Source organism: Pseudomonas nitroreducens NBRC 12694 (assembly GCF_002091755.1).
GTDB lineage: Bacteria > Pseudomonadota > Gammaproteobacteria > Pseudomonadales > Pseudomonadaceae > Pseudomonas > Pseudomonas nitroreducens.
This window is the reverse complement of record NZ_BDAI01000005.1, coordinates 151,281-174,225: the sequence shown is the minus strand read 5'-3', so window position 1 is coordinate 174,225 and position 22,945 is coordinate 151,281. Positions and strand designations below refer to the sequence as shown.

Sequence of the window (22,945 nt, the reverse complement as noted above, 5' to 3'; positions counted from 1 at the left end):
CCGCTATTGGCGTTGTCTGTGCCTTATCCGTGGGTGGATGCCTGCATAAAATGAATCGCCCCACCCGCCTTGTCGAGCCCCTTTCATGACCACCCTGCCCATGCCCAGAGCCCGCGTCTCCCTGACCCTGATCGCCGCGTTTTTCGCCCTCTATTTCATCTGGGGCTCGACCTACCTGGTCATCCGTATCGGCGTGGAATCCTGGCCGCCGATGCTGATGGCCGGCTGCCGATTCATCATCGCCGGGGCGATCCTGTTCGCCTGGATGCTCTGGCGCGGCGCGCCGCTGCCGAGCCTCAAGCAGTGCTTGTCGGCGGGCGCCATTGGCATCCTCCTGCTCAGCTGCGGCAATGGCGGGGTGACGGTGGCCGAGCACTGGGGCGTGGCTTCGGGTGTGGCGGCGTTGGCCGTGGCAACCGTGCCGCTGTTCACCCTGGTGTTCGGGCGCTTCTTCGGCAACAGGACCAACGCGCTGGAGTGGGCCGGCATCGCCCTGGGCCTGCTCGGCATCGTGCTGCTCAACCTCGGCTCGAACCTGCAGGGCAGCCCGGCGGGCGCGGCGCTGATCATCTTTGCGGCGGCCACCTGGGCGTTCGGCTCGGTGTGGAGCCGGCGCCTGGACCTGCCCGCCGGCGCCATGGCCAGCGCGGTGGAGATGCTGGTGGGTGGCGGCGTGCTGCTGCTGGGCAGCCTGCTCAGCGGCGAGCGCCTGGAGCAGATGCCCACCGCCGCCGGCTGGGGCGCGCTGGCCTACCTGGTGGTCTTCGGCTCGATCATCGCCTTCAGCGCCTACATGTACCTGCTGGCCAATGTGCGCCCGGCGGCGGCGACCAGTTACGCCTACGTCAACCCGGCGGTGGCGGTCATGCTCGGCGTGGTATTCGCCGGCGAGCACATCGGCCTGGCGGAATCCCTGGCGATGGCGGTGATCATCAGCGCGGTGGTCTTGATCGGCCTGCCGCAGTGGCGACGCGGCCCCGCGAACTGATCCCGGAACGCAAAGCGCCCGCCCACAGGAGACTGTGGGCGGGCGCTGTGTTTTCCGGCGCGGGTCAGATCACGAAGAAGCCGTGGGTGCCGTCGCGGCCCAGTTGTTCGACCAGGCCGAACTCCCAGTCCAGATAGCCCTGCATGGCTTCTCGGGGGTTGTCGGTGCCTTCGTACGGACGGCGGTAGCGGTCGATGCGCGGCGCCGCCAGATGACTTTCGCCTTCCTCGGTGGGCAGGCCGGCGGCGACCCAGGCACCCGTGCCGCCATCGAGCAGGAACACCGGCTTGTTGCTCAGGGCTTCCACTTCCGCCACGGCGAAGCGCGCCAGCAGGCTGCTGCCGCAGGTGAGCACATAACGCTCGGCATTGCCCAGTTGCGCCACTGCCTGCTTCAGTTGGCTGCGCAGGGCCCAGGCGGCGCCGGGGATGTGGCGCTTCACGTAGTTGGCGCTGGCGGTGAAGTCGAGCACGGCGGTGCCCGGTTCGCGCAGCCAGTCGGCCAGGGTCTGCGGGCTGATGGTCTCGGCCTGCGGCTTGGGCGGCAGCGGTGCACTCCACGCGCCCTGTTCGCTGAAGTCGGCGGCAGACAGCCCGTCCAGCACTGCCACCTGCCAGCCCATCTGGGCCAGCCAGGAGGCGCTCATGTTGGCGCGTACGCCGTCGTTGTCCACCAGCACCAGACGCGCACCGCGCACGCTGGCGACGTGGTCGGTTTCCTGCACCAGCTGGCCGCCGGGAGTCGAGCGCGAACCCGGCAGGTGGCCGGCTTCGTATTCTTCCGGCGTGCGCACGTCGAACAGGTAGGTGGTGCGCTCGGTTTCGCCCTGCCATTGGCGCAGGCCGGCCAGGTCGATACGCGCGACGTTCGCGCGGTCGGCCACGGCGCGGGCGCGCTGGGCGGCGGATTCGCGGGTACTGGCGGAAACCTCGGCGAAGCGCCGTGCCTGCCCGTGTTCCAGCTGCTGGCCGGCCAGGGTCCAGCCGATGGTGCCGTTGCGCAGCGCCGACACCGGGTTGGGAATGCCGGCGTTCACCAGCGACTGGGTGCCGATGATGCTGCGGGTGCGCCCGGCGCAGTTGACGATGACGCGGGTGGCCGGGTTCGGCGCCAGTTCGGCGACGCGCAGCACCAGTTCGGCGCCCGGCACGCTGACGCCGCTGGGGATGCTCATGGTCTGGTATTCGTCGAAGCGGCGGGCGTCGAGCACCAACACGTCGGCCTGGGCGTCGAGCAGCGCCTTCACTTCCTCGGCGGCCAGCGACGGGGTGTGGCGCTCGGCCTCCACCAGTTCGCCGAACGACTTGCTCGGCACGTTCACGTCCTTGAACAACTCGCCACCGGCCTCGCGCCAGCCGGCGAGCCCGCCGTCGAGAATGGCCACGTCGCTATAGCCCAGCGCCAGCAGGCGCTGCGCGGCGATCTGCGCCAGGCCTTCGCCGTCGTCATAGAGGGTGACCGGCGTCTCGCGGCGCGGCACGCGGGCGTAGATCTCCAGCTCCAGCTTGGACAACGGCACGTTGGCGGCGAACAGCGGGTGTTCCTGGGCGAATGGGTCTTCCTCGCGCACATCCAGCAATGCCAACTCCTGGCGGGCGAGGAGGGCGGCGCGGATATCGTGGAAGGAACGACGGATGATCTGGCTCATGCAGGGTTCTCTTTCGACAGGTCCCAGATATTGGGCAACTGGCTATTGGAATAGCCGGAGATGAAGGGTTTCTCTTCACCTTCGGCACTGAAGACAGCACGCCGAACCGCGCCGATGTTGGCACCGTAGACGTGGATGCTGATGGACGGCCGGTCGGCGAAGGCGTTGCTGACCTGGTGGATGTCGCCGATGCGGGGTGACACCGCTTCCACTTCGCCGGGCTCCAGGCGATGCGGCTCGCCCTCGGGCTGCAGGCGGCCATCGGCGGCGAAGGCGAACGGCTGCGAATACTCGGCGCCGCGCAGCATGCCGATCAGGCCCCAGACGCGGTGGTCGTGCACCGGCGTGCGCTGACCCGGGCCCCAGACGAAGCTGACCACCGAAAAGCGCTGCCGCGAATCGGCGTGCAGCAGGTACTGCTGGTAGCGCTGCGGGTCGGGGCGGGCGTAGTCCTCGGGTAGCCAGTCGTCATGGCGCACCAGTTCGGCGAGCAACGGGCGGGCTTCGGCGAGCAGCGCGGCTTCGTCGGGAGCGGTGTCGATCACGGCTGCCAGATCGCCGATGAACTGGCGCAGGCGGTCGAGGCGAAGGGAGGCTGACATGCGGGGGATTCACTCCGGAAGGTTCTGGCGCTACGGTAGCAAACGCATTTTTATTCCTGAAATGCATTTTGAATCTAAGCTAATATGCGAGAAATGCAATTGGTGCCAGCCCCATGAAGATCGACGACATCGATGCCTTCGTCGCGGTGATCCGCAACGCCTCCCTCAGCCAGGCCGCCGAGAGCCTTGGCCTGACCCAGTCAGCCATCACCCGGCGGGTGCAGAGCCTGGAGGAGTCCCTCGGGGTGGAGCTGCTGGACCGCAACACCAAGCCGCTCAAACCCACTGCCGCCGGGCGCCGCGTGTTCGAGCAGTGCTTGCGGGTGATGCGCGAGGTGGACGGCCTGCGTGAGCTGGTGGCCGGCGACAGCGCGCCCAGCGGCGTGTTGCGCCTGGGCGTGCCGCAGAGCATCGGCGAGGTGGTGTTGCTGGAGGCCCTGCGGCGGCTGGCCGGTGAATACCCGGAGCTGCGCGCGCAGGTCAGCAGCGGGTGGGGCAGCCATCTGCTGGCTCGGCTGGAGAATGCCGAGCTGGACGCGGCCGTGGTGCTGTTCCCGCCGAGCAAGGTGTTCCCCGATGACCTCGGCGCCACCGCGCTGGGCCGCATGGAGTTGTGCGTGGTGGCCGCGCGCGACAGTGAGGTGAAGGCCCGCCGCCTGCTCGACTGCTACCAGCACGGCTGGGTGCTCAACCCCGACGGCTGTGGTTTCCGCGCCGGCCTGCAACGCGCGCTGGCCGATCAGGGGCTGGGCTTGCAACTGAACCTGGAAACCTTCGGCAGCGAGCTGCAGCTGGGCCTTGTGGCCGAAGGGCGCGGGCTGGGGCTCGTGCCGGCGCCAGCCCTGGCGCGCAGTCGCTACCGCGACCAGTTGCGCGTGCTGCAACTGGAGGACTTCCAGCCGCTGATCCAGCTCTGGCTGGTGCGCCCGCGCCTGCTGGGCAATCTCGAATCGCCGGCGCGGCTGTTCGGTGATGCCGTGGCTGAAGGTCTCGACATCGCGGCGGTCTGATTCGCCGCACCTGCTGCCCTTGTAGCAACGCGAAAATCCCGCTCTGCAACTTGGTCGTGCCTGAATATGCGCATTTAGCATATTAGGATATGACAAAAATGAATTTCCATCATGAAGAACTTGCCTATAGCTTCTAAGAACAACGTCTAAACCGACGTTTTCCTTATAACGAAAGCCGCCGACCTTATGCAGCGGCCCAGGCGAGGGCAACACAGTGAGCGTGGAAATTCTCGGCATGATCACCGCCACCCCGAGTTCCGAGGTGGACCAGCCGCTGGGGGAGGCGGTGGATGCCGGATTCGTCCGGCGCTTTGCCCAGGCCCATGAGGACGCTGGTTTCGACCGCGTGCTGGTGGGGTATTTCAGCAATGCCGCCGAAGGAGCGGTGGTCAGTTCCTTCGTCGCTGCCGCTACCCGGCGCCTGGGCATCCTGCTGGCCTATCGACCCGGTGTGATCGCGCCGCCCCTGGCTGCCCGGCAACTTGCCACCCTCGATCAGTTCAGCGATGGCCGCCTGGCCCTCAACGTGGTCAGCGGCGGCAACGACGAAGACCTCGCCCGCGACGGCGACTACCTCGAACACGACCGCCGCTACGCCCGCACCGATGAATACCTGCAAGCGCTGCGCGACATCTGGAGCGCTGAAGGCCCGGTGGACTTCGATGGCGAGTTCTATCGCTTCCAGGGCGCCTCGCCCGCCGTGCGCCCGCAGCAGAAACCGCACATCCCGATCTACTTCAGCGGCTCCTCGGATGCCGCCATCGACGTTGCGGCGAAGCACGCGGACACCTACATGCTCTGGGGCGAGCCGCTGGCCGCCGTCGACGGTCACATCCGCCGCGTGCGGGCTGCCGCGCATGCCCAGGGGCGTGATCCACGCTTCTCGGTGTCCTTCCGTCCCATCGTCGCCGATACCGAGGAAGCTGCCTGGAAGCGCGCCGCCGAAGTGCTCGAACAGGTGCGGGAGAACCGCACCCGCCTGGGCCTGCCGCTCAATGACCACCAGCCGGAAAACGTTGGCTCCCAGCGCCTGCTGGCCGCGGCGCAGCAGGGCGAGGTGCTCGATACACGCCTGTGGACCGGCGTGGCCCGGCTTACCGGTGCGCGCTGGAACTCCACCGCGCTGGTCGGCACGCCCGAGCAGGTCGCCGCCGCGCTGGGCGAGTACTACCGCCTGGGCGTTTCCACCTTCCTGATCCGTGGCTTCGACCCGCTCGGCGATGCCGTGCGCTACGGCCAGGGCCTGATTCCCGCCATCCACGACCATATCGCCCGTCTGCCGCAACTGCGGCGCGCCGGCTGAGGAGCTTTTCGATGAACCTGAAGCAACGCCTGCGCGCCACCTTCGCCGCGCTCGTCCTGGGCGCGCCGTTGGCCCAGGCCGCCGACCTGCCGACCTTGCGGGTGGGCGACCAGAACTACTACAACGTGCGCGCATCGATGGAAGCGTCCGGGGTGCTTGAAGGCGCGCCTTACACCGTCGACTGGAAGCACTTCCAGTCCGCCGCGCCGGTGGCCGAAGGCCTGCAGGCCGGTGCGCTGGACCTGGGCTTCCTCGGCGACTCGGGCTTCATCTTCCTCGCCGCCAAGGGCGCGCCGGTGAAGCTGATCGGCATCTCCCGGCAGAACCCGGACACCATTGCCCTGCTGGTGCCCAAGGATTCGCCGGTGAAGACCATCGCCGACCTCAAGGGCAAGAAGGTCGCTTACTGGCCGGGCGCCTGGAGCCAGCAATTGACCCTGCGTGCGCTGGAGAAGGCCGGCTTGCCCAGCGATTACGTGGAGTTCGTCAAGCTGATGCCCATCGACGCCGCCGCCGCATTGCCACGCGGCAGCATCGATGCATTCCCGGTGTGGGAGCCCTACATCTCGCAGCAGATCGTGTTCTCCGGCGCGCGCCCGATCCTCACTGCCCGCGACCTGATGCCGGGGCTGTCGAGCATCGCTGCTAACGCCAATTCCATCGATCCCAAGCGCGAGCAGATCGCCGATTTCCTTGGCCGCCTGCAGAAGGCCCGCGCCTGGGTCGAGGCGCACAAGGAGCAGTACGCCGACATCTGGGCGAAAAAGGCCAACCTCGACCAGTCCGTGTCGCGCCACTGGATCGGCCAGGCCGCCATGAGCGTCGGCCCGGTGGATAAACAGGCCGCCGCCGATTACCAGGGCACCGCCGACTTCCTCCTGCAGACCGGCGCGCTGCCCAAGGCTTTCGATACCTCCAGCGTGATCGATACCTCCTTCGCCACCTCATTCCACTGAATGGCGGGTTCTCAGCTAAGGCAAAAAGGTTATTTAACCTTGTGGCGGTGCTTGGATATGGTTCTAAGTGCCGCCCTGGCCGCCGGCTCTGCCCGGCGGCGTAACGGGGTTGTTCCAGGCTCAGTTTCCGCTTCAGTCCACCCGCGCGCCCAACGCCCAGGCCACTGATCCTCGCGTCTTTTCAGAGGTGTCCATGAGCGTTGTTCCATTCCGGCTGGCTGCGACCCGGCCGGTCGCACCGCCTGTTCCCAGCACGGCCGGAACCTGGGCTCGCGCCCTGCGCGAGTCCGGCCTGCTGCGGCTGTCCCTGCCGGCTCAACTGGGCGGTAGCGCCAGTCCCTGGCAGGACATCCTGCAAACCCTGCGCGATCTCTGCGAGCGGGACGGCGGGCTGGCCCGGCTGTTCGCCGTCCACCACCTGCAGCTGGCGCGGGTCAGCCTGCTGGGCAGCCGCGAGCAGGTGCAGCGCCTGCTCAACCTGACGCTGTTGCGCGAGCCGCTGTGGGGTGCGCTGGGGGACGGGCAGTCGCTGCAGGCCGCCGAACATGTGCGCGGTGGTTTCCGCGTCAATGGCGCGGAGTGGGACGCCTTCACCGTCGAAGCCGCCGACTGGCTGGTGCTGCGCGCCTGGTACGAACCCGGTCGCGATTTCCTCCTCGCCGCGCTGCCCGGCGCCCGTGCGGGCCTGGTGCTGCGCGGCGGTGCGCAGTGCAACGAACTGCGTCTGCACCCGGAAGACATCCTCCTGCCGCCGGGGCTGGCGATCACGCCTCGGCGTTCGCTGTGCGATGGCCTGGCCCTGCTGCTGGAAGCCAACGTCGCCCTCGGTCTTGCACTGCATGCGGCAGAGCGGCTGGAACTGGCGCAGAGCTCTGAGTTGTTGCGGCTTCTCGGGCTGGGACTGGTGCTCAGCGAACAGGCCGCCGCGCAATTGGACGACGACATCGCCGCTGGCGCCGGGCTGAGCTTCAGCCGCAGCAGCCATTTCTCCAACCTGGCCATCCAGGCGCTGGCGGTGGCTCGTGAGGCCGCGCAGTCGAGTCTCCGCGCGGAAGGCTTGAGGGCCCGGCTGCTGGGGGCTGCGCACTGATCGGCGGGTAAATCCGTCCGGCATTAGTTAAGAACTAAAAATTATTTATTTTGGATTTTTTATACCTGTAATCTTCGCTCTACCGGACCACCGGACTCATCCAGCATCACCTGACCTGTCCAGTGGTCCGCCTCGCTCTGCGGGCGGCCAACCCGTACCCGAGGAGCCGTATCCATGTCCCGCAGTCATTTCCTGCGCCGTTTCGCCGTTGGCCTCAGCGCGTCGGTCGCCCTGTTCGGCGCCCTGTCCGCCCAGGCCGAGCAGACCCTGCGCATCGGCTTCCAGAAGTCCTCCACGCTGCTGACCGTGGTGAAAGCCCAGGGCAACCTGGAGCGCGAACTGGGCAAGCAGGGCATCAAGGTCACCTGGCATGAGTTCCCCAGCGGCCTGCCGCTGCTCGAATCGCTGAATGTGGGCAACGTCGACCTGTCCGCCGACGTCGCCGATACCGTACCCGTCTTCGCCCAGGCCGCCGGCGCGCAGCTGACCTATTTCGCCCGCGAAACCCCGTCGCCCACCGCGCAGTCGATCCTGGTGCCGCACGATTCGCCGCTCAACTCCCTGGCCGATCTCAAAGGCAAGCGTGTGGCCGTGACCAAGGCCGCCGGCAGCCACTACCTGCTGATCGCCGCCCTGCAGAAGGCCGGGCTGAAGTTCTCCGACATCCAGCCGGCGTACCTCACTCCCGCCGATGGCCGTGCCGCCTTCGAGAACCACAAGGTCGATGCCTGGGTGACCTGGGACCCGTACGTGGCCAGCGCCCAGCGTCAGCAGAACGCCCGCGTGCTGGTCGATGGCAAGGGCCTGGCCAGCTACCAGCGCTACTACCTGGCGTCCACCGAGTACGCCAAGGCTCACCCGGAAGTGCTCAAGCAGGTCTTCGCCGAACTGCAGAAGACCGGCCGCTGGGTGAAGGAACACCCCAGCGACGCCGCCAAGGTGCTCGGCCCGCTGTGGGGCAACCTCGATGTCGCCACCGTCGAACAGGCCAATGCCCGCCGCAGCTATGACGTTCAGCCGGTGCGCAAGGACGGCCTCGACGAGCAGCAACGCATTGCCGACGCCTTCTACGCCGAAGGCCTGCTGCCCAAGCCTGTCGATGCCCGCGCGGTGCCGGTGTGGCAGCCGGACGTGGCGAGCAACTGATCCCCTATTTCCCGCTGCTCTCCCGAGCGGCCCGTCACGGCCCGGCCGGCCGCCTTTGTACGCATTTCCAGGAGCTCCACATGAAACACATCAGTGCCCCGCGCCGCCTGCTGGCCGCGCTTGCCCTGGTCGGCGTCGCTGGCGCCGCCCAGGCCGATATCACCCTCGGCTACCAGACCGGCATCGACCCGACCAAGGTGCCCCAGGCCGACGGTACCTACGAGAAAGTCATCGGCGAGAAGCTCGACTGGCGCCGCTTCAACAGCGGCCCGGAAGTGGTCGCCGCCATTGCCTCGGGCGACGTGCAACTGGGCAACCTCGGCTCCAGCCCGCTGGCCGCCGCGACTTCCCGTGGCCTGCCGATCGTCGCCTTCATCGTCTCCGCGCAGATCAACGCCGCCGAGGCCCTGGTGGTGCGCAACGGCAGCAAGATCGAGAAGCCCGAGGACCTGGTCGGCAAGACCATCGCCACGCCCTTCGTGTCGACCTCGCACTACAGCCTGCTGGGCGCGCTCAAGCACTGGAACATCGACCCCGGCAAAGTGAAGATCGTCAACCTCAACCCCACCGAGATCGCCGCCGCCTGGCGCCGTGGCGACATCGATGGCGCCTTCGTCTGGTCGCCCGCCCTGGGCGAGATCAAGAAATCCGGCAAGGTACTGACCGACGCCGCCGAAGTCGGCCAGTGGGGCGCACCGACCTTCGAGGTCTGGGTCGCTCGCAAGGACTTCGCCGAGAAGCACCCGGAAGTCATCGCCAAGTTCGCCAAGGTCAGCCTGGACTCCTTCGCCGACTACAACGCCCACAAGGCCGAGTGGACCGCCGATTCCGAACAGGTGAAGAAGATCGCCAAGCTGACCGGCGCCGATCCGAAGGACGTGCCCGAGTTGCTGGCCGGTTCGGCCTTCCCCGAGTCCCAGGCGCAGCTGTCTTCCGCGCTGCTGGGTGGTGGCACCGCCAAGGACATCGCTGGCACCGCTGCCTTCCTGAAAGAGCAGAAGCGCGTGCCTTCGGTACTCAAGGACTACTCGCCCTACGTCAGCGCGGAATACGTGCGCCAGGCGGAGAGCGTGCAGGTGGGGCAGCGCTGATCGACCTGCAGCGGGGCACCCTCTCCCCAACCCTCTCCCTTCCAGGAAGAGGGTTGGGCGGAGGGTTGGCACCGCAGCATCCCTTTCTCACCCTACGGAGGGCAGAACATGAGCCGTCTGACGGCCGAGGCGGTCAGCCTCACTTTCCAGCAGCGCGGACGCGAGCGCGTCGTGCTGCAGGACCTCACTCTCAGCCTGGCCAAGGGCGAATCCCTGGTGGTGCTCGGCCCGTCCGGCTGCGGCAAGTCCAGCCTGCTCAACGTGCTGGCGGGCTTCCAGGCGCCTGACAGCGGTCGCGTGCAGATCGATGGCCGGACCCTCGAAGGTCCTGGCGGCGAACGCGGCGTGGTGTTCCAGGATGACGCCCTGATGCCCTGGCTCAACGCCCTGGACAACGTGGCCCTGGGCTTGCGCATTCGCGGCGTCGGCGCTGCCGAGCGCAATGCCCGTGCCCACGAAGTATTGAAGCTGGTGGGCCTGGGTGAGCACGCGGACTACCGCATCTCGCAACTTTCCGGCGGCCAGCGGCAGCGCCTGGGCCTCGCCCGCGCACTGGCGGTGGAACCGGATTTCCTCCTGCTCGACGAACCCTTCGGCGCGCTCGATGCTCTGACCCGCGAACGCATGCAGGTGCTGACCCTCGACTTGTGGCGCAAGACCGGCAAGGGCCTGTTCCTGATTACCCACAGCGTCGACGAAGCGCTGTTCCTCGCCACTGACCTGGTGGTGATGGACGGGCCACCGGCGCGCATCGTCAAGCGCCTGTCGCTGGACTTCGCCCGCCGCTACGCCGCCGGCGAGCCGGTGCGCAGCATCAAGTCCGACCCGGAATTCGCGCGTCTGCGCCAACTGCTTCTCGATGAGTTCCTCGAAGAACCGGAGGCCGAGCATGCCCACTGAAACCCTCGCCGCCAAACTCCCCGCCGCCGCGCCGAAACCCCGCAGCGTACCGGGTGATTACCGCCGCTGGGCCGCCGCCGGCAGCATCGTCGGCGTCTTCGCGCTCTGGTGGCTGGCCACGCATCTGGGCTGGGTCGACACCCTGTTCCTGCCGGCCCCGGAGCAACTGGTGGAGGCCTTCCAGCGTGTGCTGGCCGAAGGTTACGTCGACGCCTCGCTGTGGCAACACGTCGGCACCAGCCTGATGCGTGTGCTGCTGGCGCTGGGCGCGGCGGTGCTGACGGCAATTCCGCTGGGCATCCTGATGGGCCTCAATCCGCTGGTCAGCGCGGCGTTCGATCCGCTGGTGGAGTTCTATCGCCCGGTGCCGCCGCTGGCCTACCTGCCGCTGATCGTCATCTGGTTCGGCATCGGCGAGCTGTCCAAGGTGCTGCTCATCTACCTTGCCCTGTTCGCGCCGCTGCTGATCGCTACTGCCGCCGGTGTCCGCCGCGTGGACAAGTCGCGCATCCAGGCCTTGCGCTGCCTGGGCGCGAGCCGCCTGCAGGTGGTGCGTCACGTCATCCTCCCCAGCGCGCTGCCGGAAGTCCTGACCGGCCTGCGCATCGCCCTGGGCGTGGGCTGGTCGACCCTGGTCGCCGCCGAGCTGATCGCCGCCAACCGCGGCCTGGGCTTCATGGTGCAGTCCGCCGCGCAGTTCCTCGCCACCGACGTGGTGGTGCTGGGCATCCTGCTGATCGCCGCCATCGCGCTGAGCTTCGAGCTGGGGCTGCGCTGGCTGCAGAAACGGTTTGCGTCCTGGGAATAACCGCTTCCTTCTTCAAGAACACTGATCCGACGCCCTCACCACGCAGGTGAGGGACAGGGCAGAGCACGCCTCTTCCCGTGAACCTCACGAGAGAACACGAACATGACCACCCTGAGCATCGAACCCATCAGTCCGGCCCTGGGCGCCGTCGTTTCCGGCGTGCGCCTGGCCGATCCGCTGGACGACGCGGCGCAGCGCCAGATCGAGCAGGCCCTGCTCGATCACCACGTGCTGTTTTTCCGCGATCAGCCGCTGACGCCGAGCCAGCAGGCGAACTTCGCCGCGCGCTTCGGTGACCTGCACATCCACCCGATCTACCCCAGCTCGCCGGAACAGCGCGAAGTCATCGTCCTCGATACCGCCGTCACCGATGTGCGCGACAACGCCATCTGGCACACCGACGTGACCTTCCTGGAAACCCCGGCCCTGGGCGCCGTGCTCGCCGCCAAGCAGCTGCCGCCCTACGGTGGCGATACCCTGTGGGCCAGCGGCATCGCGGCGTTCGAGGCGCTGTCGAAGCCACTGCAGCAACTCCTCGACGGCCTTACCGCGACCCACGACATCAGCAAGTCCTTCCCGCAGGAGCGCTTCGGTGCCACCGACGCGGATCGCGCGCGGCTGGAAGAGGCGCGGAGGAAGAACCCGCCGCGCAGCCACCCGGTGATCCGTACGCACCCGGTCACCGGGCGCAAGGCGCTGTTCGTCAGCGACGGCTTCACCACCCGCATCAACGAGCTGGAGCCGGCGGAAAGCCGCGCCATTCTCGACCTGCTGTTCGCCCACTTCGCGCGTCCTGAGTTCACCGTGCGCTGGCGCTGGAAGGAAAACGACGTGGCCTTCTGGGACAACCGCGTGACCCAGCACTACGCGGTGGACGATTACCGCCCGCAGCGGCGGGTGATGCACCGGGCGACCATCCTCGGCGACAAGCCGTTCTGAGTTCGCCACACGGAATTGGCGGTTTGATTTGTAGGAGCGAGCTTGCTCGCGAACCGCATAACTCCGGAGTCATCCTGGAATCCGTTCGCGAGCAAGCTCGCTCCTACAGGCGGCGCGGCGACTCGGAAATTACCGTCATCCCCGTGACTTAAGGCAACAAAGCCGCACGGCAGACCGCATTCGTCGCCATTCTGGGTCGCGGCGGCTGGCGCACTGTCCTACGCTTTGGCAGTTGCGCTTTATGAAGAGACTGCCTACATGCAAGAACGGATTCCCGACGAGTCCAACCTCGCCGAGCTGACGGTTCGCGGCCTGATCCTCGGCGCGCTGATCACCGTGGTGTTCACCGCTTCCAACGTCTACCTCGGCCTCAAGGTCGGCCTGACCTTCGCCTCGTCGATTCCCGCGGCAGTCATTTCCATGGCCGTGCTGCGCTACTTCTCCGGCTCCAACATCCTCGAGAACAACATGGTGCAGACCCAGGCCTCGGCGGCCGGCACCCTGTCCTCGATCATCTTCATCCTTCCGGGCCTCTTGATGATCGGCTACTGGAGCGGCTTCCCGTTCTGGCAGACGGCGGCCATCTGCTCCATCGGCGGCATCCTCGGCGTGCTCTACACCATCCCGCTGCGTCGGGTCATGGTGGTGCAGAGCAGCCTGCCCTACCCCGAGGGCGTGGCGGCGGCGGAGATCCTCCGTGTCGGCAGCCAGGACGAGGAAGAGGAGAAGGCCGGCAAGCCTGCGAAAGCCGGCGGCCCGGGCCTGCGCGACATCCTTGCCGGCGGCGTGGTCGCGGCGGCCTTCAGCCTGTTCAGCAGTGGCTTCAAGGTGCTCGCCGAAGGCTTCAGCTTCTGGATCACCGCCGGGCAGGCGGCGTTCCGCCTGTCCACCGGCTTCTCCCTGGCGCTGGTCGGCGCCGGCTACCTGATGGGCATCACCGCCGGCATCGCCATCCTGATCGGCGTGGTCATCGCCTGGGGCGTGGCCGTGCCGCTGCTCTCGGTGAACAGCGTGCTGGCGGCGGGGCAAACGCTGCCGGAGCTGGCCACCAAACTGTGGAGCAGCCAGGTGCGCTTCCTCGGCGCCGGCACCATCGGCATCGCCGCACTGTGGACCCTGGCGACGCTGTTCAAACCCATGGTGCAGGGCGTCTGGTCGTCGCTCAGTGCCGTGCGCGGCCGCGGCGAAGCCAGCGACCTGCGCACCGAGCAGGACCTCTCCGCCAAATGGATAGTCGCCATCGCCGGCTTCCTGCTGGTAGCGCTGTTCGTGGTCTTCTCCTACTTCCTCAGCGACGCGGCGCCGGACCTGAAGGGCGTCGGCTTCTGGGGACTGGTGGCGGTCTGCGTGATCTTCGCCTTCTTCTTCGGCTTCCTGATCGCCGCCGCCTGCGGCTACATGGCGGGCCTGGTCGGCTCGTCGAGCAGCCCGATCTCCGGCATCGGCATCATCGCGGTGATCCTGGTGTCGCTGCTGATTCTCGGCGTCGGATCGCTGGAGACCGGTTTCCTCGACCAGCAGGGCGGCAAGCTCGCCATTGCCCTGGCGCTGTTCACCACCTCGGTGGTGATCGCCATCGCGGCGATTTCCAACGACAACCTGCAGGACCTGAAGACCGGTTATCTGGTCGGCGCCACGCCGTGGCGCCAGCAGGTGGCGCTGATCGTCGGCTGCCTGGTCGGCGCGCTGGTGATCCCGCCGGTGCTGGAGCTACTGTTCAACGCCTATGGCTTCACCGGCGCATTGCCGCGCGAGGGCATGGACCCGAACGCCGCCCTGGCTGCACCGCAGGCAACGCTGATGACCGCCATCGCCAGCGGGATTTTCCACAACGCGCTGAACTGGAACATGATCCTCATCGGCGTGGCGCTGGGCATCGCGCTGATCCTGGTGGATGTGCTGCTGCGTCGCACCGGCAAGGCCAGCCTGCCGGTGCTCGCCGTCGGCCTGGGCATCTACCTGCCGCCCACCATCGGCATGACCCTGGTGGTCGGCGCGGTGATCGCCTGGCTGCTGGAAACGGCGCTGGCCAAGCGCGCGGCAGCCGCCGGCAAGGATGTGGAGAAGTACTCCGACGAGCCCAAGCGCCGTGGCGTGCTGCTGGCTTCGGGCCTGATCGTGGGCGAGAGCCTGATGGGTATCCTGCTGGCGGCCGTGATCGGCACCACTGGCACGGACGCACCGCTGGCGCTGGTCGGCGGCGGCTTCGAGGACACCGCGCAGTGGCTTGGCTTGGTGGTCTTCGTGGCGATCTGCGTGCTGTTCTACCGCAAGGTGCTGGGCGGCACACGCGGCTGATCCATCGCCGTGATGTGAAAAAGGCGCCTGTGGGCGCCTTTCTCGTTTCAGCCTGGTTCAACGCACCAAGTGCAGGAACTGCAGGTGCCGCTCGTACTGGTCGAGCATGTCGTTGATGATCTGCTCCTTGCTGTAGCCCATCAGGTCATAGTCCTGGCTGCCTTCGGAGAGGTGCACCTCGGCGCGGAAGTAGCGGCGGTTCTTCAGGTGCAGGCCGCCCATGCCGGCGCGGGCGAAGGACGGGGTGAAGTAGCCGCGCATCGACACTTGGTAGAGGAACGTGTGCTGCTCGCCGTGGCCGATTTCCAGCACCAGCTCCAGGTTGCTCAGGTCCAGGTCCGAATCCACCTGCAGGCCCTTCTCGCGGAAGACCTCGGAGACCTCGGCGATCGCCGGGCTGACCACATCGACCATGAAGCGGTACACCTCGTCGCGCGTGGGAAAGTGCACGGCCTGGGAGATACGCCGCTTCCAGCCGCCGGGCTTGGCCGAGGGCGGTGGCGCCAGGGAGTGGGTGCGCGCGCGCTGGCGCTGGGATTCGAGGTAGAACGCCTTGTGCAGGCCCCACATCATCAGCAGCAGGATCAGCGAGAAGGGCAGCGAGGTCAGCACCACTGCGGACTTCAGCGCATCGATGCTGCCGGCGAACAGCAGGCCGCCGGTGACCAGCGCGGTGGCCACGCCCCAGAACACCCGCAGCCACTTCGGGCCGTCATCGTCGGCGTTGCCGCCGTGGGCGGAGAGCGTGGAGAGCACCACGGTGCCGGAGTCCGCCGAGGTGACGAAGAAGACGAAGCTGACCAGCACCGTCACCGCGATCACTACACGGCTCGCGGGGTAGTTCTGCAGCATCTGGTACAGCGCCATGGACGGATCGGCAATGGCCACGCGGCCCAGTTCGCTGAAGCCATGGTTGAGTACCTGATCCAGTGCGCTGTTGCCGAAGATCGACATCCACGCCAGGGTGAAGCCCAGCGGGATGAAGAGCACGCCGAAGACGAACTCGCGGATCGTCCGCCCGCGCGAGATGCGCGCGATGAACAGCCCGACGAAAGGCGCCCAGGCGATCCACCAGGCCCAGTAGAACACCGTCCAGCCACCCAGCCAGTCGCTGCCGTCCTTGCCGTAGGCGTAAAGGTCGAAGCTCTTGGTCGGCAGGCTGCCCAGGTAGTCGCCGATATTCTGCACCAGGGTGTTGAGCAGGTGCTGGGTGGGGCCGGCGAACAGCACGAAGAGCAGCAGCGCGCAGGCCAGCAGCATGTTGATGTCAGAGAGCAGGCGGATGCCCTTGTCCACGCCTGATACAGCGACCAGAATCGCCGCGCCCATCATCAGCGCGATCAACGTCATCTGCACCGGATGGCTGTGGGCGATGCCGAACAGGAAGTCCAGCCCGGCGTTGAGTTGCAGCACGCCGAAGCCCATGTCCGCGCCCAGGCCGAACACCGTGGCGATGATGCCGAAGCAGTCCACGGTGTAGCCGATGGGGCCGTTGATGCGCTTGCCGATCAGCGGGTAGAGCGCCGAGCGCAGCGCCAGCGGCAGGTTGTGCCGGTAGGCGAAGTAGGCCAGGGCCATCGCCACCAGGGCGAACACGCCCCAGCCATGCAGGCCCCAGTGCAGGAACAGCAGCTGCATCGCCTGCCGCGCCGCTTCCGGCGTGCCGGCTTCGCCTTGCGGTGGCTGGGCGAAGTGGGTCAGCGGCTCGGAGACGCAGAAGAAGAACAAAGTGATGCTGATGCCGGCGGCGAAGAGCATGCCGGCCCAGGACAGATAGCTGAATTCCGGCTCGTCGTGGTCGGCACCGAGCTTGATCTTTCCGTAGCCGGAAAGCGCGGTGACCACCACGAAGATCAGGTACAGCGTCATCGCCAGCAGGTAGTACCAGCCGACGGTATCGGCGGCCCAGGACTGTGCGGCGAGCAGCCATTCACCGGCCCGTTGGGGCAGGCTGATGACGATCAGGGCGAAGAGAAGGATCAGCGCGGCCGCACCGTAGAAGACCGGTGGGTTCATGCGCATGGAGGGTGAGGGTGTTACGGACGGGGGCGATTGTGCAACGGACAAAACGGGCGGGGTCCCTCTGACTTTTCCTTGAACAAGCATTCAATGAAAACACGGGATGGCCCTGGAAAGCCAATCGGCGGGACCGATGGTCCCGCCGCCGGCCCTGTCAAAAGGGCCGAGCGGAGCGGGTACTGCTTACTTGCGGCGGTTCTTTTTCGCCTCACGGATCTCACGGCGTTCCGGGTCGGCCTTCGCGGGCGCAGTCAGGAAAGCGGTGGCGGCGAAGAAGTTAGCAAGAGCGGCAAAGCTGGTCACGATAGTCTCCAATGGCGCCGGGGAAAATGGGTCCCGACCGCCTGTTAGCCATTTTCCCTGAAGATTGTGACAAAAAGAAGTGAATGATCTCGATGGCAGGTATTGATATGGTCGATGAGACTGATTTTTACGATATTTGCGAGTAATAGTCATGTTTTTGACTGTTTGCTCAGGATTCCCTCCTGCCGACCTGCGGGTCGGCCCGGCCTTTCACTGCGACCATTCGTCGCCAAAGGTGAAACGGTTCAGCGCAGGCTCTGGCTTTTACGCGATAGACGGCTGTCAACGGCGAGAAACAGGTATTCCCTTAGCACAATCGCCGAAATAGAGCGGGTTCAAGTCTGGAAGCTTGAACGAGTGTGCAGTTTTTCGTGAAAAACTTGTGAATCGGCTATGGCGATTGACTTGTTGATTCCGTTAGTCTCCCCCGGCAGGACAAAAAACCACCAACAGGGAGCATCATCGAGATGGACTTCAAACGCATCGCCCTTGCCACTGCACTCTTCGCTTCGCTGGCTGGCTGCCAGACCATGACCACCAACCAGGCCATCGTTCCGCTGCAGGCCGCCACCGCCCAGATGATCGGTCTGGCTTCCTCCGACGAGTTGGTCGTCAGCGACGTCAAAGCCGGTCAGCCGGACGCCCTGGGTGGCCAGGAACTCTCCTACGTCGCCACCACCACCAAAGGCCGCGTGTTCAACTGCACCTCGCGCATGATGCCGGGCCTGCTGACCGATCCGGCCAAGCTGACCAACCCGTCGTGCACTCCAGTGGTCGCGCACTCCAACACCGCCACCAAGTAAGACTGCCCCGTCGCCCGTGCGCGGCCCTTCGGGTCGCGCTGGCGACTACAGCGCGGCATCAGCCGCGCTCGCGCTCCAGGCGTTGCAGCAGCGCACGCAACTGCGCCTCGACGCCGGGCTGGCGCACCAGGCGTTCCAGTGCCGCTTCGTTCACTTCCGTTTTCCCGCCTGGCCCCGCTACGCCGCCTGACCCGGCCGCGCCGCCCGAAAAATTCAGGTGCTCCGGGCGAATCTCTTCGTCCGGGCTGACCAGCAAGGCGAAGTGGATGACGTTTTCCAGCTCGCGGATATTGCCCGGCCACGAATAGCTTTCCAGCGCGCGCTGGGTGTCGCTGGCGATCTGTGGCACCGGCAGTTCCAGGCGTTGCGCGTGCACGCCTAGGAAGTACTCGGCCAGCGGCTGGATATCGCCGCTGCGCTCGCGCAGCGGCGGCAAGGTCAGGTTGCCGTCGTGCAGGTATTGCTGCAGTCCTTCGAGGAATTTCCCCGCCTTCACCGCCTGCCCCAGGTCGATACTGGTGGCGGCGACCAGACGCACGTCCACCGGCACCGGCTCGCGCGCGCCGACGCGCAGCACTTCACGTTCCTGCAGCACGCGCAGCAGCTTCTGTTGCAGCGACAGCGGCAGGTCGGCGATCTCGTCGAGATAGAGGGTGCCGCCATTGGCCGAGCCGAACCAGCCGGCGCGGCTGCCCACCGGGCCGTTGTGCGCGCCTGGCGCGTAGCCGAACAGCTCGGCGTCGGCGTAGTTGCGGCTCAGCGCGCTGCAGCTCACCGCGACGAACAGGCCGGGGCGCTCGCTGGCGCGGTGGATGTGACGGGCCAGCAGCTCCTTGCCGGTGCCGGTCTCGCCATGGATCAGCACCGGTTGCGGCAATGGCGCCAGGCGCTCTACCTCGTCGCGCACTTCGTGGGAGCGAGGGTCGAAGAACACCAGCGCCTTGGCGCGGATGCTCAGCGGGCTCTTGTCGGCGTCGGGGAAGGTCAGCAGCGGTAGCGGTGCGTGGGGGGCGTTCATGGAAAATCTCCTTCTGCTCTTACAGCGCGTCCAGCGCCTGCAGGAAGTCACTGACGATGTCCTGGCTGTCCTCGATGCCCACCGAGACTCGGATGGTGCCGTCGTGGATATCCAGCGCGGTCAGCGCCTCGGCGGACAGCGCACGGTGCGAGGTCTTGCCGGGGTGGGTGATGCTGCTGGCGACACCGGCCAGCGACGGGGCGAAGGCGGCCAGTTGCAGCGCGCCGATCAGCGTGTCGACCTGGTCCAGGCCGCCCTTCAGGGTGAAGCTGAGCATGCCCGAGTGGCCTTTGCGGAACAGGCGTTGCGCCAGTGCATGGTCCGGGTGCGAGGGCAGGCCGGGATAGTAGACGCGCTCCACCTGCGGGTGCGCCTCGAGGGCCTCGGCCAGTGCCTGGGCGTTCTGCGAATGCGCGCGCATGCGCAGTGCGAGGGTTTTCGCGCCACGGAAGTTCAGCCAGCTCTCGAAGGGACTGGCGCTGCCGCCGGCGTTGATCTGGAAACGCCGCGCCGCGGCGATCCATTGTGCGTCGCCGACCAGTGCGCCACCCATGGCGTCGCTGTGGCCGTTCAGGTATTTGGTCGTGCTGTGGATCACCAGGTCGGCACCATCGCGCAGCGGCTGGTAGAGCACCGGCGAGAGGAAGGTGTTGTCCACCAGCAGCTTGAGGCCCTGGCGATGGGCGAGATCGGCCAGCGCCGGGACATTGCTCACGCGCACCAGCGGGTTGGAGGCGGTCTCGGTGTAGATCAGTTTCGTGGTCGGGGTGATCGCCGCTTTCACCGCGGCCAGGTCGTTGAGGTCGAGCAGGGTGGCCGCGATGCCGAAGCGTGTCAGCTCCTTCTCGATCAGGCTCTGGGTGGTGCCGTACAGCTCGCGGCTGGCGATCAGGTGATCACCGGCGCCGAGCACGCCGAGCAGCGCGGCGGAAATGGCCGCCATGCCGGAGGCGGAGAACAGCGCGTCCTCGCCGCCTTCCAGGTCGCGCAGCAATTCCTCCACGGCGCGGTGGTTGGGGTTGCCGATGCGCGTGTACATGTAGTTGTCGGGGTTGCCGGCGAGAAAGTCGTCGACCTGCTCCAGGGAGTCGTAGACGAACACCGAGCTCTGGTAGATCGGCTGGCTCTTGGCACGGGTGACCATGCGCCGGTCGGCGTCGTGGCCGCTTTGTACGGCGCGGGTGGAAGGGCCTTTGGCGTGGTCGCTCATGGCAAGTCCTTGGGAAAGAAAAACGCCGGTGGAACCTGCCCACCGGCGTTGAAGCGGGTGCGCCAAGGGCGCGCCCAGCGTGGGAGTCGTTGCGCCCGGCGGATGGCCGGGCGACGGATCAGAAGGCGGGCACCACGGCGCCGTTGTACTTCTTCTCGATGAAGGCTTTGACTTCCGGGCTGGTCAGGGCGGCGGAGAGCTTCTTCAGCGCATCGCTGTCCTTGTTGTCCGGTCGCGCCACCAGGTAGTTCACGTAGGGCGAGTTGCGGTCTTCGAGGATCAGCGCGTCCTTCACCGGGTTGAGCTTGGCTTCCAGCGCGTAGTTGGTGTTGATCAGGTCCAGGTCGACCTGGTCCAGCACGCGCGGCAGCAGGGCCGATTCCAGCTCCTTGAACTTCAGGTGCTTGGGGTTCTCGGCGATGTCTTTCGGGGTGGCCAGGGCGTTGCTCGGGTCCTTGAGCTTGATCACGCCGGCCTTCTGTAGCAGGAGCAGGGCGCGGCCGCTGTTGCTGCCTTCGTTGGGCAGGGCGACGGTGGCGCCGTCCGGCAATTGGTCGATGGACTTGTATTTCTTCGAGTAGCCGCCGAAGGGCTCGACGTGCACGCCGGTCACGGTGACCAGGTTGGTGCCCTTGCCCTTGTTGAAGTTATCCAGGTACGGCTTGGTCTGGAAGTAGTTGGCATCCAGGCGCTTTTCGGCGACCTGCACGTTGGGCTGCACGTAGTCGGTGAAGACCTTGATCTCCAGGTCCACGCCTTCCTTGGCCAGGGTCGGCTTGATCAGCTCGAGGATCTCGGCGTGGGGGATCGGGGTGGCAGCGACAACGAGCTTCTCATTGGCGAAGGCAGAGGTGCTGAAGGCAGCGGCGAGGGCGGTCAGAAGCAGCAGCTTTTTCATTGCGATGTCCTTGTGGGGCAGATGACCGCTGGCGTCCGGGCCGGCCGGGATGGGGCCTTCGTACGGGCGGTGGATTCTAGTTCCGCAGCTCACTTGGCAGCGGTTGAGACGAAAGTTACCCGGCTTTTTTATTCCAATAAAATATTAATTTTTCATTTTCATATTCGATTTTGTTCATATCGAACGGGCTGATCGGATGAGACATCCTGTCGCGCGACACCCCGTCGCGCGGCAACCCACCACTCCAGCCCGCACCGCGGGCACGCGTAAAATCGAGTCGTTTTCTTGAGCGGCGTCAATGCGGATGGCGGTCCATTCTGATTGGGCGGCAAAAGAAACCCGAACTGACAGGAGATCGGCGGCTCGAAAAAGATCCATCAAGCAACACAGACATCACGCAAGAACGCCCTGCGCATGCGCAAGGTACGGTGCCGACCCTCCGTGGGGTGGGCGTCAGCCTGAAGAGGAATCGTCATGTTCGGATTAGAGGCGCTCGACCTGGCCCGGATCCAGTTCGCCTTTACCGTGTCCTTCCACATCATCTTCCCTGCCATCACCATCGGCCTCGCCAGCTACCTGGCAGTGCTCGAAGGGCTGTGGCTGAAGACCCAGGAGGAGGTCTACCGCGACCTCTATCACTTCTGGTCGAAGATATTCGCCGTCAACTTCGGCATGGGCGTGGTCTCCGGCCTCGTCATGGCCTATCAGTTCGGCACCAACTGGAGCGCCTTCTCGGCGTTCGCCGGGAGCGTCACCGGCCCGCTGCTGACCTACGAAGTGCTGACCGCCTTCTTCCTCGAGGCCGGCTTCCTCGGCGTCATGCTTTTTGGCTGGCACCGCGTCGGCCCCGGCCTGCACTTCTTCGCCACGGTGATGGTGGCGATCGGCACGCTGATCTCGACCTTCTGGATCCTCGCTTCCAACAGCTGGATGCAGACCCCGCAGGGCCACGAGATCGTCAATGGCGTGGTGGTGCCGGTGGACTGGGTGGCGATCATCTTCAACCCGTCCTTCCCCTATCGCCTGCTGCACATGGCGATCGCCTCGTTCGTTGCCACCGCCTTCTTCGTTGGCGCCTCGGCGGCCTGGCACCTGCTGCGTGGCCGTGACAACCCGGCGATCCGCAAGATGCTCTCGATGGCGATGTGGATGGCGCTGATCGTCGCGCCGATCCAGGCCATGGTCGGTGACGCCCACGGCCTCAACACGCTGAAGCACCAGCCGGCGAAGATCGCCGCGATGGAAGGCCACTGGGATAACAGCAGCGGCGAACCGACCCCGTTGATCCTGTTCGGCTGGCCGGACATGGAGCGCGAGGAAACCCGCTTCAAGGTCGAGATTCCGGTACTCGGCAGCCTGATCCTGAATCACAGCCTGACCGAGCCGATCCCGGCGCTGAAGGATTTCCCGAAGGCCGACCGGCCCAATTCCACCATCGTGTTCTGGTCGTTCCGCATCATGGCCGGCCTGGGGATGCTGATGATCTTCGTCGGCCTGTGGAGCGCCTGGCTGCGCTGGCGCAAGCGGCTGTTCGAGAGTCGCGCCTTCCTCAAGCTGGTGCTGTGGATGGGGCCGTCCGGCCTGATCGCGATCCTCGCCGGCTGGTTCACCACCGAGATCGGTCGCCAGCCGTGGGTGGTCTACGGGCTGATGCGTACCAGCGATGCGGTGTCCAACCACAGCGTGACGCAGATGAGCATCACCCTGGTGATGTTCGTGGTGGTGTACTTCTCGCTGTTCGGCGTGGGCATCGGCTACATGATGCGCCTGGTGCGCAAGGGCCCGATCACCCATGAGGGGCGCGAAACCAGCCAGGGTGGCGCCGGCCAGCAACGCACTCCGGCGCGGCCGCTGTCGGCGACCGCCGAGGGCCTCGACGACGATGAAACCGACAGTCCGGCAGGGAGGAACTGAG

General features: G+C 66.3%; 19 protein-coding genes. 13 read left to right on the top strand and 6 right to left on the bottom strand.

All coding sequences use genetic code 11. The annotated features are described in order from the left end of the window. Window positions 1–100: 100 nt before the first annotated feature. Window positions 101–988 (top strand): drug/metabolite exporter YedA, encoded by an 888-nt coding sequence (yedA, locus tag PNI01S_RS15640; RefSeq protein WP_024766206.1) that lies wholly within the window; start codon window positions 101–103, stop codon window positions 986–988. A 64-nt stretch (window positions 989–1,052) separates the two neighbouring features. Here yedA and PNI01S_RS15635 read toward each other — a convergent pair whose 3' ends face one another. Then, complete coding sequence (locus tag PNI01S_RS15635; RefSeq protein WP_084358556.1) at window positions 1,053–2,636, bottom strand: rhodanese-related sulfurtransferase; 1,584 nt, start codon at window positions 2,634–2,636, stop codon at window positions 1,053–1,055. Continuing rightward, entirely contained in the window at window positions 2,633–3,238 is a 606-nt protein-coding gene (locus PNI01S_RS15630) for a 3-mercaptopropionate dioxygenase (protein WP_037016387.1), read from the bottom strand. Before PNI01S_RS15630 ends, PNI01S_RS15635 begins: the two co-directional genes overlap by 4 nt. 113 nt (window positions 3,239–3,351) lie before the next feature. Here PNI01S_RS15630 and PNI01S_RS15625 point away from each other — a divergent pair, with 113 nt between their 5' ends. From PNI01S_RS15625 to PNI01S_RS15580, 10 genes are all read left to right on the top strand, one after another. Further along, entirely contained in the window at window positions 3,352–4,248 is an 897-nt protein-coding gene (locus PNI01S_RS15625) for a LysR family transcriptional regulator (protein ID WP_024764754.1), read from the top strand. 214 nt (window positions 4,249–4,462) lie between these two features. Next, the gene (locus PNI01S_RS15620; protein WP_024764755.1) at window positions 4,463–5,551 is read left to right on the top strand and encodes an LLM class flavin-dependent oxidoreductase; all 1,089 of its coding nucleotides are present in this window, start codon (window positions 4,463–4,465) and stop codon (window positions 5,549–5,551) included. Between the two features lie 11 nt (window positions 5,552–5,562). Beyond that, window positions 5,563–6,507: an ABC transporter substrate-binding protein gene (locus tag PNI01S_RS15615; RefSeq protein ID WP_024764756.1), complete on the top strand. Its 945-nt coding sequence runs from the start codon at window positions 5,563–5,565 to the stop codon at window positions 6,505–6,507. 193 nt (window positions 6,508–6,700) lie between these two features. After that, window positions 6,701–7,597 carry an acyl-CoA dehydrogenase family protein gene (locus PNI01S_RS15610; protein ID WP_052239088.1) on the top strand — a complete coding sequence of 299 codons (897 nt, stop codon included), beginning with the start codon at window positions 6,701–6,703 and terminating at the stop codon, window positions 7,595–7,597. Between the two features lie 174 nt (window positions 7,598–7,771). Then, window positions 7,772–8,743, top strand: a complete 972-nt coding sequence (locus PNI01S_RS15605) for an aliphatic sulfonate ABC transporter substrate-binding protein (protein ID WP_037015267.1) — start codon at window positions 7,772–7,774, stop codon at window positions 8,741–8,743. An 80-nt stretch (window positions 8,744–8,823) separates the two neighbouring features. After that, entirely contained in the window at window positions 8,824–9,834 is a 1,011-nt protein-coding gene (gene tauA, locus PNI01S_RS15600; RefSeq protein WP_024764758.1) for a taurine ABC transporter substrate-binding protein, read from the top strand. Window positions 9,835–9,942: 108 nt separating this feature from the next. Then, on the top strand, window positions 9,943–10,734 hold the full coding sequence (locus tag PNI01S_RS15595) for a taurine ABC transporter ATP-binding protein (RefSeq protein ID WP_037015270.1): 792 nt from the start codon (window positions 9,943–9,945) through the stop codon (window positions 10,732–10,734). Next, window positions 10,724–11,542: an ABC transporter permease subunit gene (locus PNI01S_RS15590; protein WP_024764759.1), complete on the top strand. Its 819-nt coding sequence runs from the start codon at window positions 10,724–10,726 to the stop codon at window positions 11,540–11,542. Before PNI01S_RS15595 ends, PNI01S_RS15590 begins: the two co-directional genes overlap by 11 nt. 102 nt (window positions 11,543–11,644) lie before the next feature. Then, entirely contained in the window at window positions 11,645–12,481 is an 837-nt protein-coding gene (gene tauD, locus PNI01S_RS15585; protein WP_024764760.1) for a taurine dioxygenase, read from the top strand. Between the two features lie 258 nt (window positions 12,482–12,739). Continuing rightward, window positions 12,740–14,779, top strand: coding sequence for an OPT family oligopeptide transporter (locus PNI01S_RS15580; protein WP_084358555.1), 2,040 nt, complete (start codon window positions 12,740–12,742; stop codon window positions 14,777–14,779). A gap of 57 nt (window positions 14,780–14,836) precedes the next feature. Here the strand turns inward: PNI01S_RS15580 and betT are convergent, their stop codons facing one another. Next, a complete protein-coding gene (betT, locus tag PNI01S_RS15575) occupies window positions 14,837–16,795 on the bottom strand; it encodes a choline transporter BetT (protein WP_089285845.1) in 1,959 nt (652 codons plus the stop codon). Between the two features lie 773 nt (window positions 16,796–17,568). On the opposite strand from betT, the gene PNI01S_RS15570 reads away from it, so the two are divergent. After that, window positions 17,569–17,904, top strand: a complete 336-nt coding sequence (locus PNI01S_RS15570) for a hypothetical protein (protein WP_024764762.1) — start codon at window positions 17,569–17,571, stop codon at window positions 17,902–17,904. A gap of 58 nt (window positions 17,905–17,962) precedes the next feature. Here PNI01S_RS15570 and PNI01S_RS15565 read toward each other — a convergent pair whose 3' ends face one another. The 3 genes from PNI01S_RS15565 to PNI01S_RS15555 form a co-directional block, all read right to left on the bottom strand. After that, window positions 17,963–18,922: a sigma 54-interacting transcriptional regulator gene (locus PNI01S_RS15565; RefSeq protein WP_084358553.1), complete on the bottom strand. Its 960-nt coding sequence runs from the start codon at window positions 18,920–18,922 to the stop codon at window positions 17,963–17,965. A gap of 19 nt (window positions 18,923–18,941) precedes the next feature. After that, window positions 18,942–20,132, bottom strand: a complete 1,191-nt coding sequence (locus tag PNI01S_RS15560) for a trans-sulfuration enzyme family protein (protein WP_084358552.1) — start codon at window positions 20,130–20,132, stop codon at window positions 18,942–18,944. Window positions 20,133–20,250: 118 nt separating this feature from the next. Beyond that, window positions 20,251–21,030 carry a MetQ/NlpA family ABC transporter substrate-binding protein gene (locus tag PNI01S_RS15555; RefSeq protein ID WP_037015272.1) on the bottom strand — a complete coding sequence of 260 codons (780 nt, stop codon included), beginning with the start codon at window positions 21,028–21,030 and terminating at the stop codon, window positions 20,251–20,253. A 474-nt stretch (window positions 21,031–21,504) separates the two neighbouring features. On the opposite strand from PNI01S_RS15555, the gene PNI01S_RS15550 reads away from it, so the two are divergent. Continuing rightward, the gene (locus PNI01S_RS15550; protein WP_084358551.1) at window positions 21,505–22,944 is read left to right on the top strand and encodes a cytochrome ubiquinol oxidase subunit I; all 1,440 of its coding nucleotides are present in this window, start codon (window positions 21,505–21,507) and stop codon (window positions 22,942–22,944) included. Window position 22,945: the final 1 nt, after the last annotated feature.

What these genes read in the sequence shown, in the direction of transcription:
- yedA (WP_024766206.1), top strand. Translation starts at nt 101, where the DNA reads ATGCCCAGAGCCCGCGTCTCCCTGACCCTGATCGCCGCGTTTTTCGCC.
- PNI01S_RS15635 (WP_084358556.1), bottom strand. Translation starts at nt 2,636, where the DNA reads ATGAGCCAGATCATCCGTCGTTCCTTCCACGATATCCGCGCCGCCCTC.
- PNI01S_RS15630 (WP_037016387.1), bottom strand. Translation starts at nt 3,238, where the DNA reads ATGTCAGCCTCCCTTCGCCTCGACCGCCTGCGCCAGTTCATCGGCGAT.
- PNI01S_RS15625 (WP_024764754.1), top strand. Translation starts at nt 3,352, where the DNA reads ATGAAGATCGACGACATCGATGCCTTCGTCGCGGTGATCCGCAACGCC.
- PNI01S_RS15615 (WP_024764756.1), top strand. Translation starts at nt 5,563, where the DNA reads ATGAACCTGAAGCAACGCCTGCGCGCCACCTTCGCCGCGCTCGTCCTG.
- PNI01S_RS15610 (WP_052239088.1), top strand. Translation starts at nt 6,701, where the DNA reads ATGAGCGTTGTTCCATTCCGGCTGGCTGCGACCCGGCCGGTCGCACCG.
- PNI01S_RS15605 (WP_037015267.1), top strand. Translation starts at nt 7,772, where the DNA reads ATGTCCCGCAGTCATTTCCTGCGCCGTTTCGCCGTTGGCCTCAGCGCG.
- tauA (WP_024764758.1), top strand. Translation starts at nt 8,824, where the DNA reads ATGAAACACATCAGTGCCCCGCGCCGCCTGCTGGCCGCGCTTGCCCTG.
- PNI01S_RS15595 (WP_037015270.1), top strand. Translation starts at nt 9,943, where the DNA reads ATGAGCCGTCTGACGGCCGAGGCGGTCAGCCTCACTTTCCAGCAGCGC.
- PNI01S_RS15590 (WP_024764759.1), top strand. Translation starts at nt 10,724, where the DNA reads ATGCCCACTGAAACCCTCGCCGCCAAACTCCCCGCCGCCGCGCCGAAA.
- tauD (WP_024764760.1), top strand. Translation starts at nt 11,645, where the DNA reads ATGACCACCCTGAGCATCGAACCCATCAGTCCGGCCCTGGGCGCCGTC.
- PNI01S_RS15580 (WP_084358555.1), top strand. Translation starts at nt 12,740, where the DNA reads ATGCAAGAACGGATTCCCGACGAGTCCAACCTCGCCGAGCTGACGGTT.
- betT (WP_089285845.1), bottom strand. Translation starts at nt 16,795, where the DNA reads ATGAACCCACCGGTCTTCTACGGTGCGGCCGCGCTGATCCTTCTCTTC.
- PNI01S_RS15570 (WP_024764762.1), top strand. Translation starts at nt 17,569, where the DNA reads ATGGACTTCAAACGCATCGCCCTTGCCACTGCACTCTTCGCTTCGCTG.
- PNI01S_RS15565 (WP_084358553.1), bottom strand. Translation starts at nt 18,922, where the DNA reads ATGAACGCCCCCCACGCACCGCTACCGCTGCTGACCTTCCCCGACGCC.
- PNI01S_RS15560 (WP_084358552.1), bottom strand. Translation starts at nt 20,132, where the DNA reads ATGAGCGACCACGCCAAAGGCCCTTCCACCCGCGCCGTACAAAGCGGC.
- PNI01S_RS15555 (WP_037015272.1), bottom strand. Translation starts at nt 21,030, where the DNA reads ATGAAAAAGCTGCTGCTTCTGACCGCCCTCGCCGCTGCCTTCAGCACC.
- PNI01S_RS15550 (WP_084358551.1), top strand. Translation starts at nt 21,505, where the DNA reads ATGTTCGGATTAGAGGCGCTCGACCTGGCCCGGATCCAGTTCGCCTTT.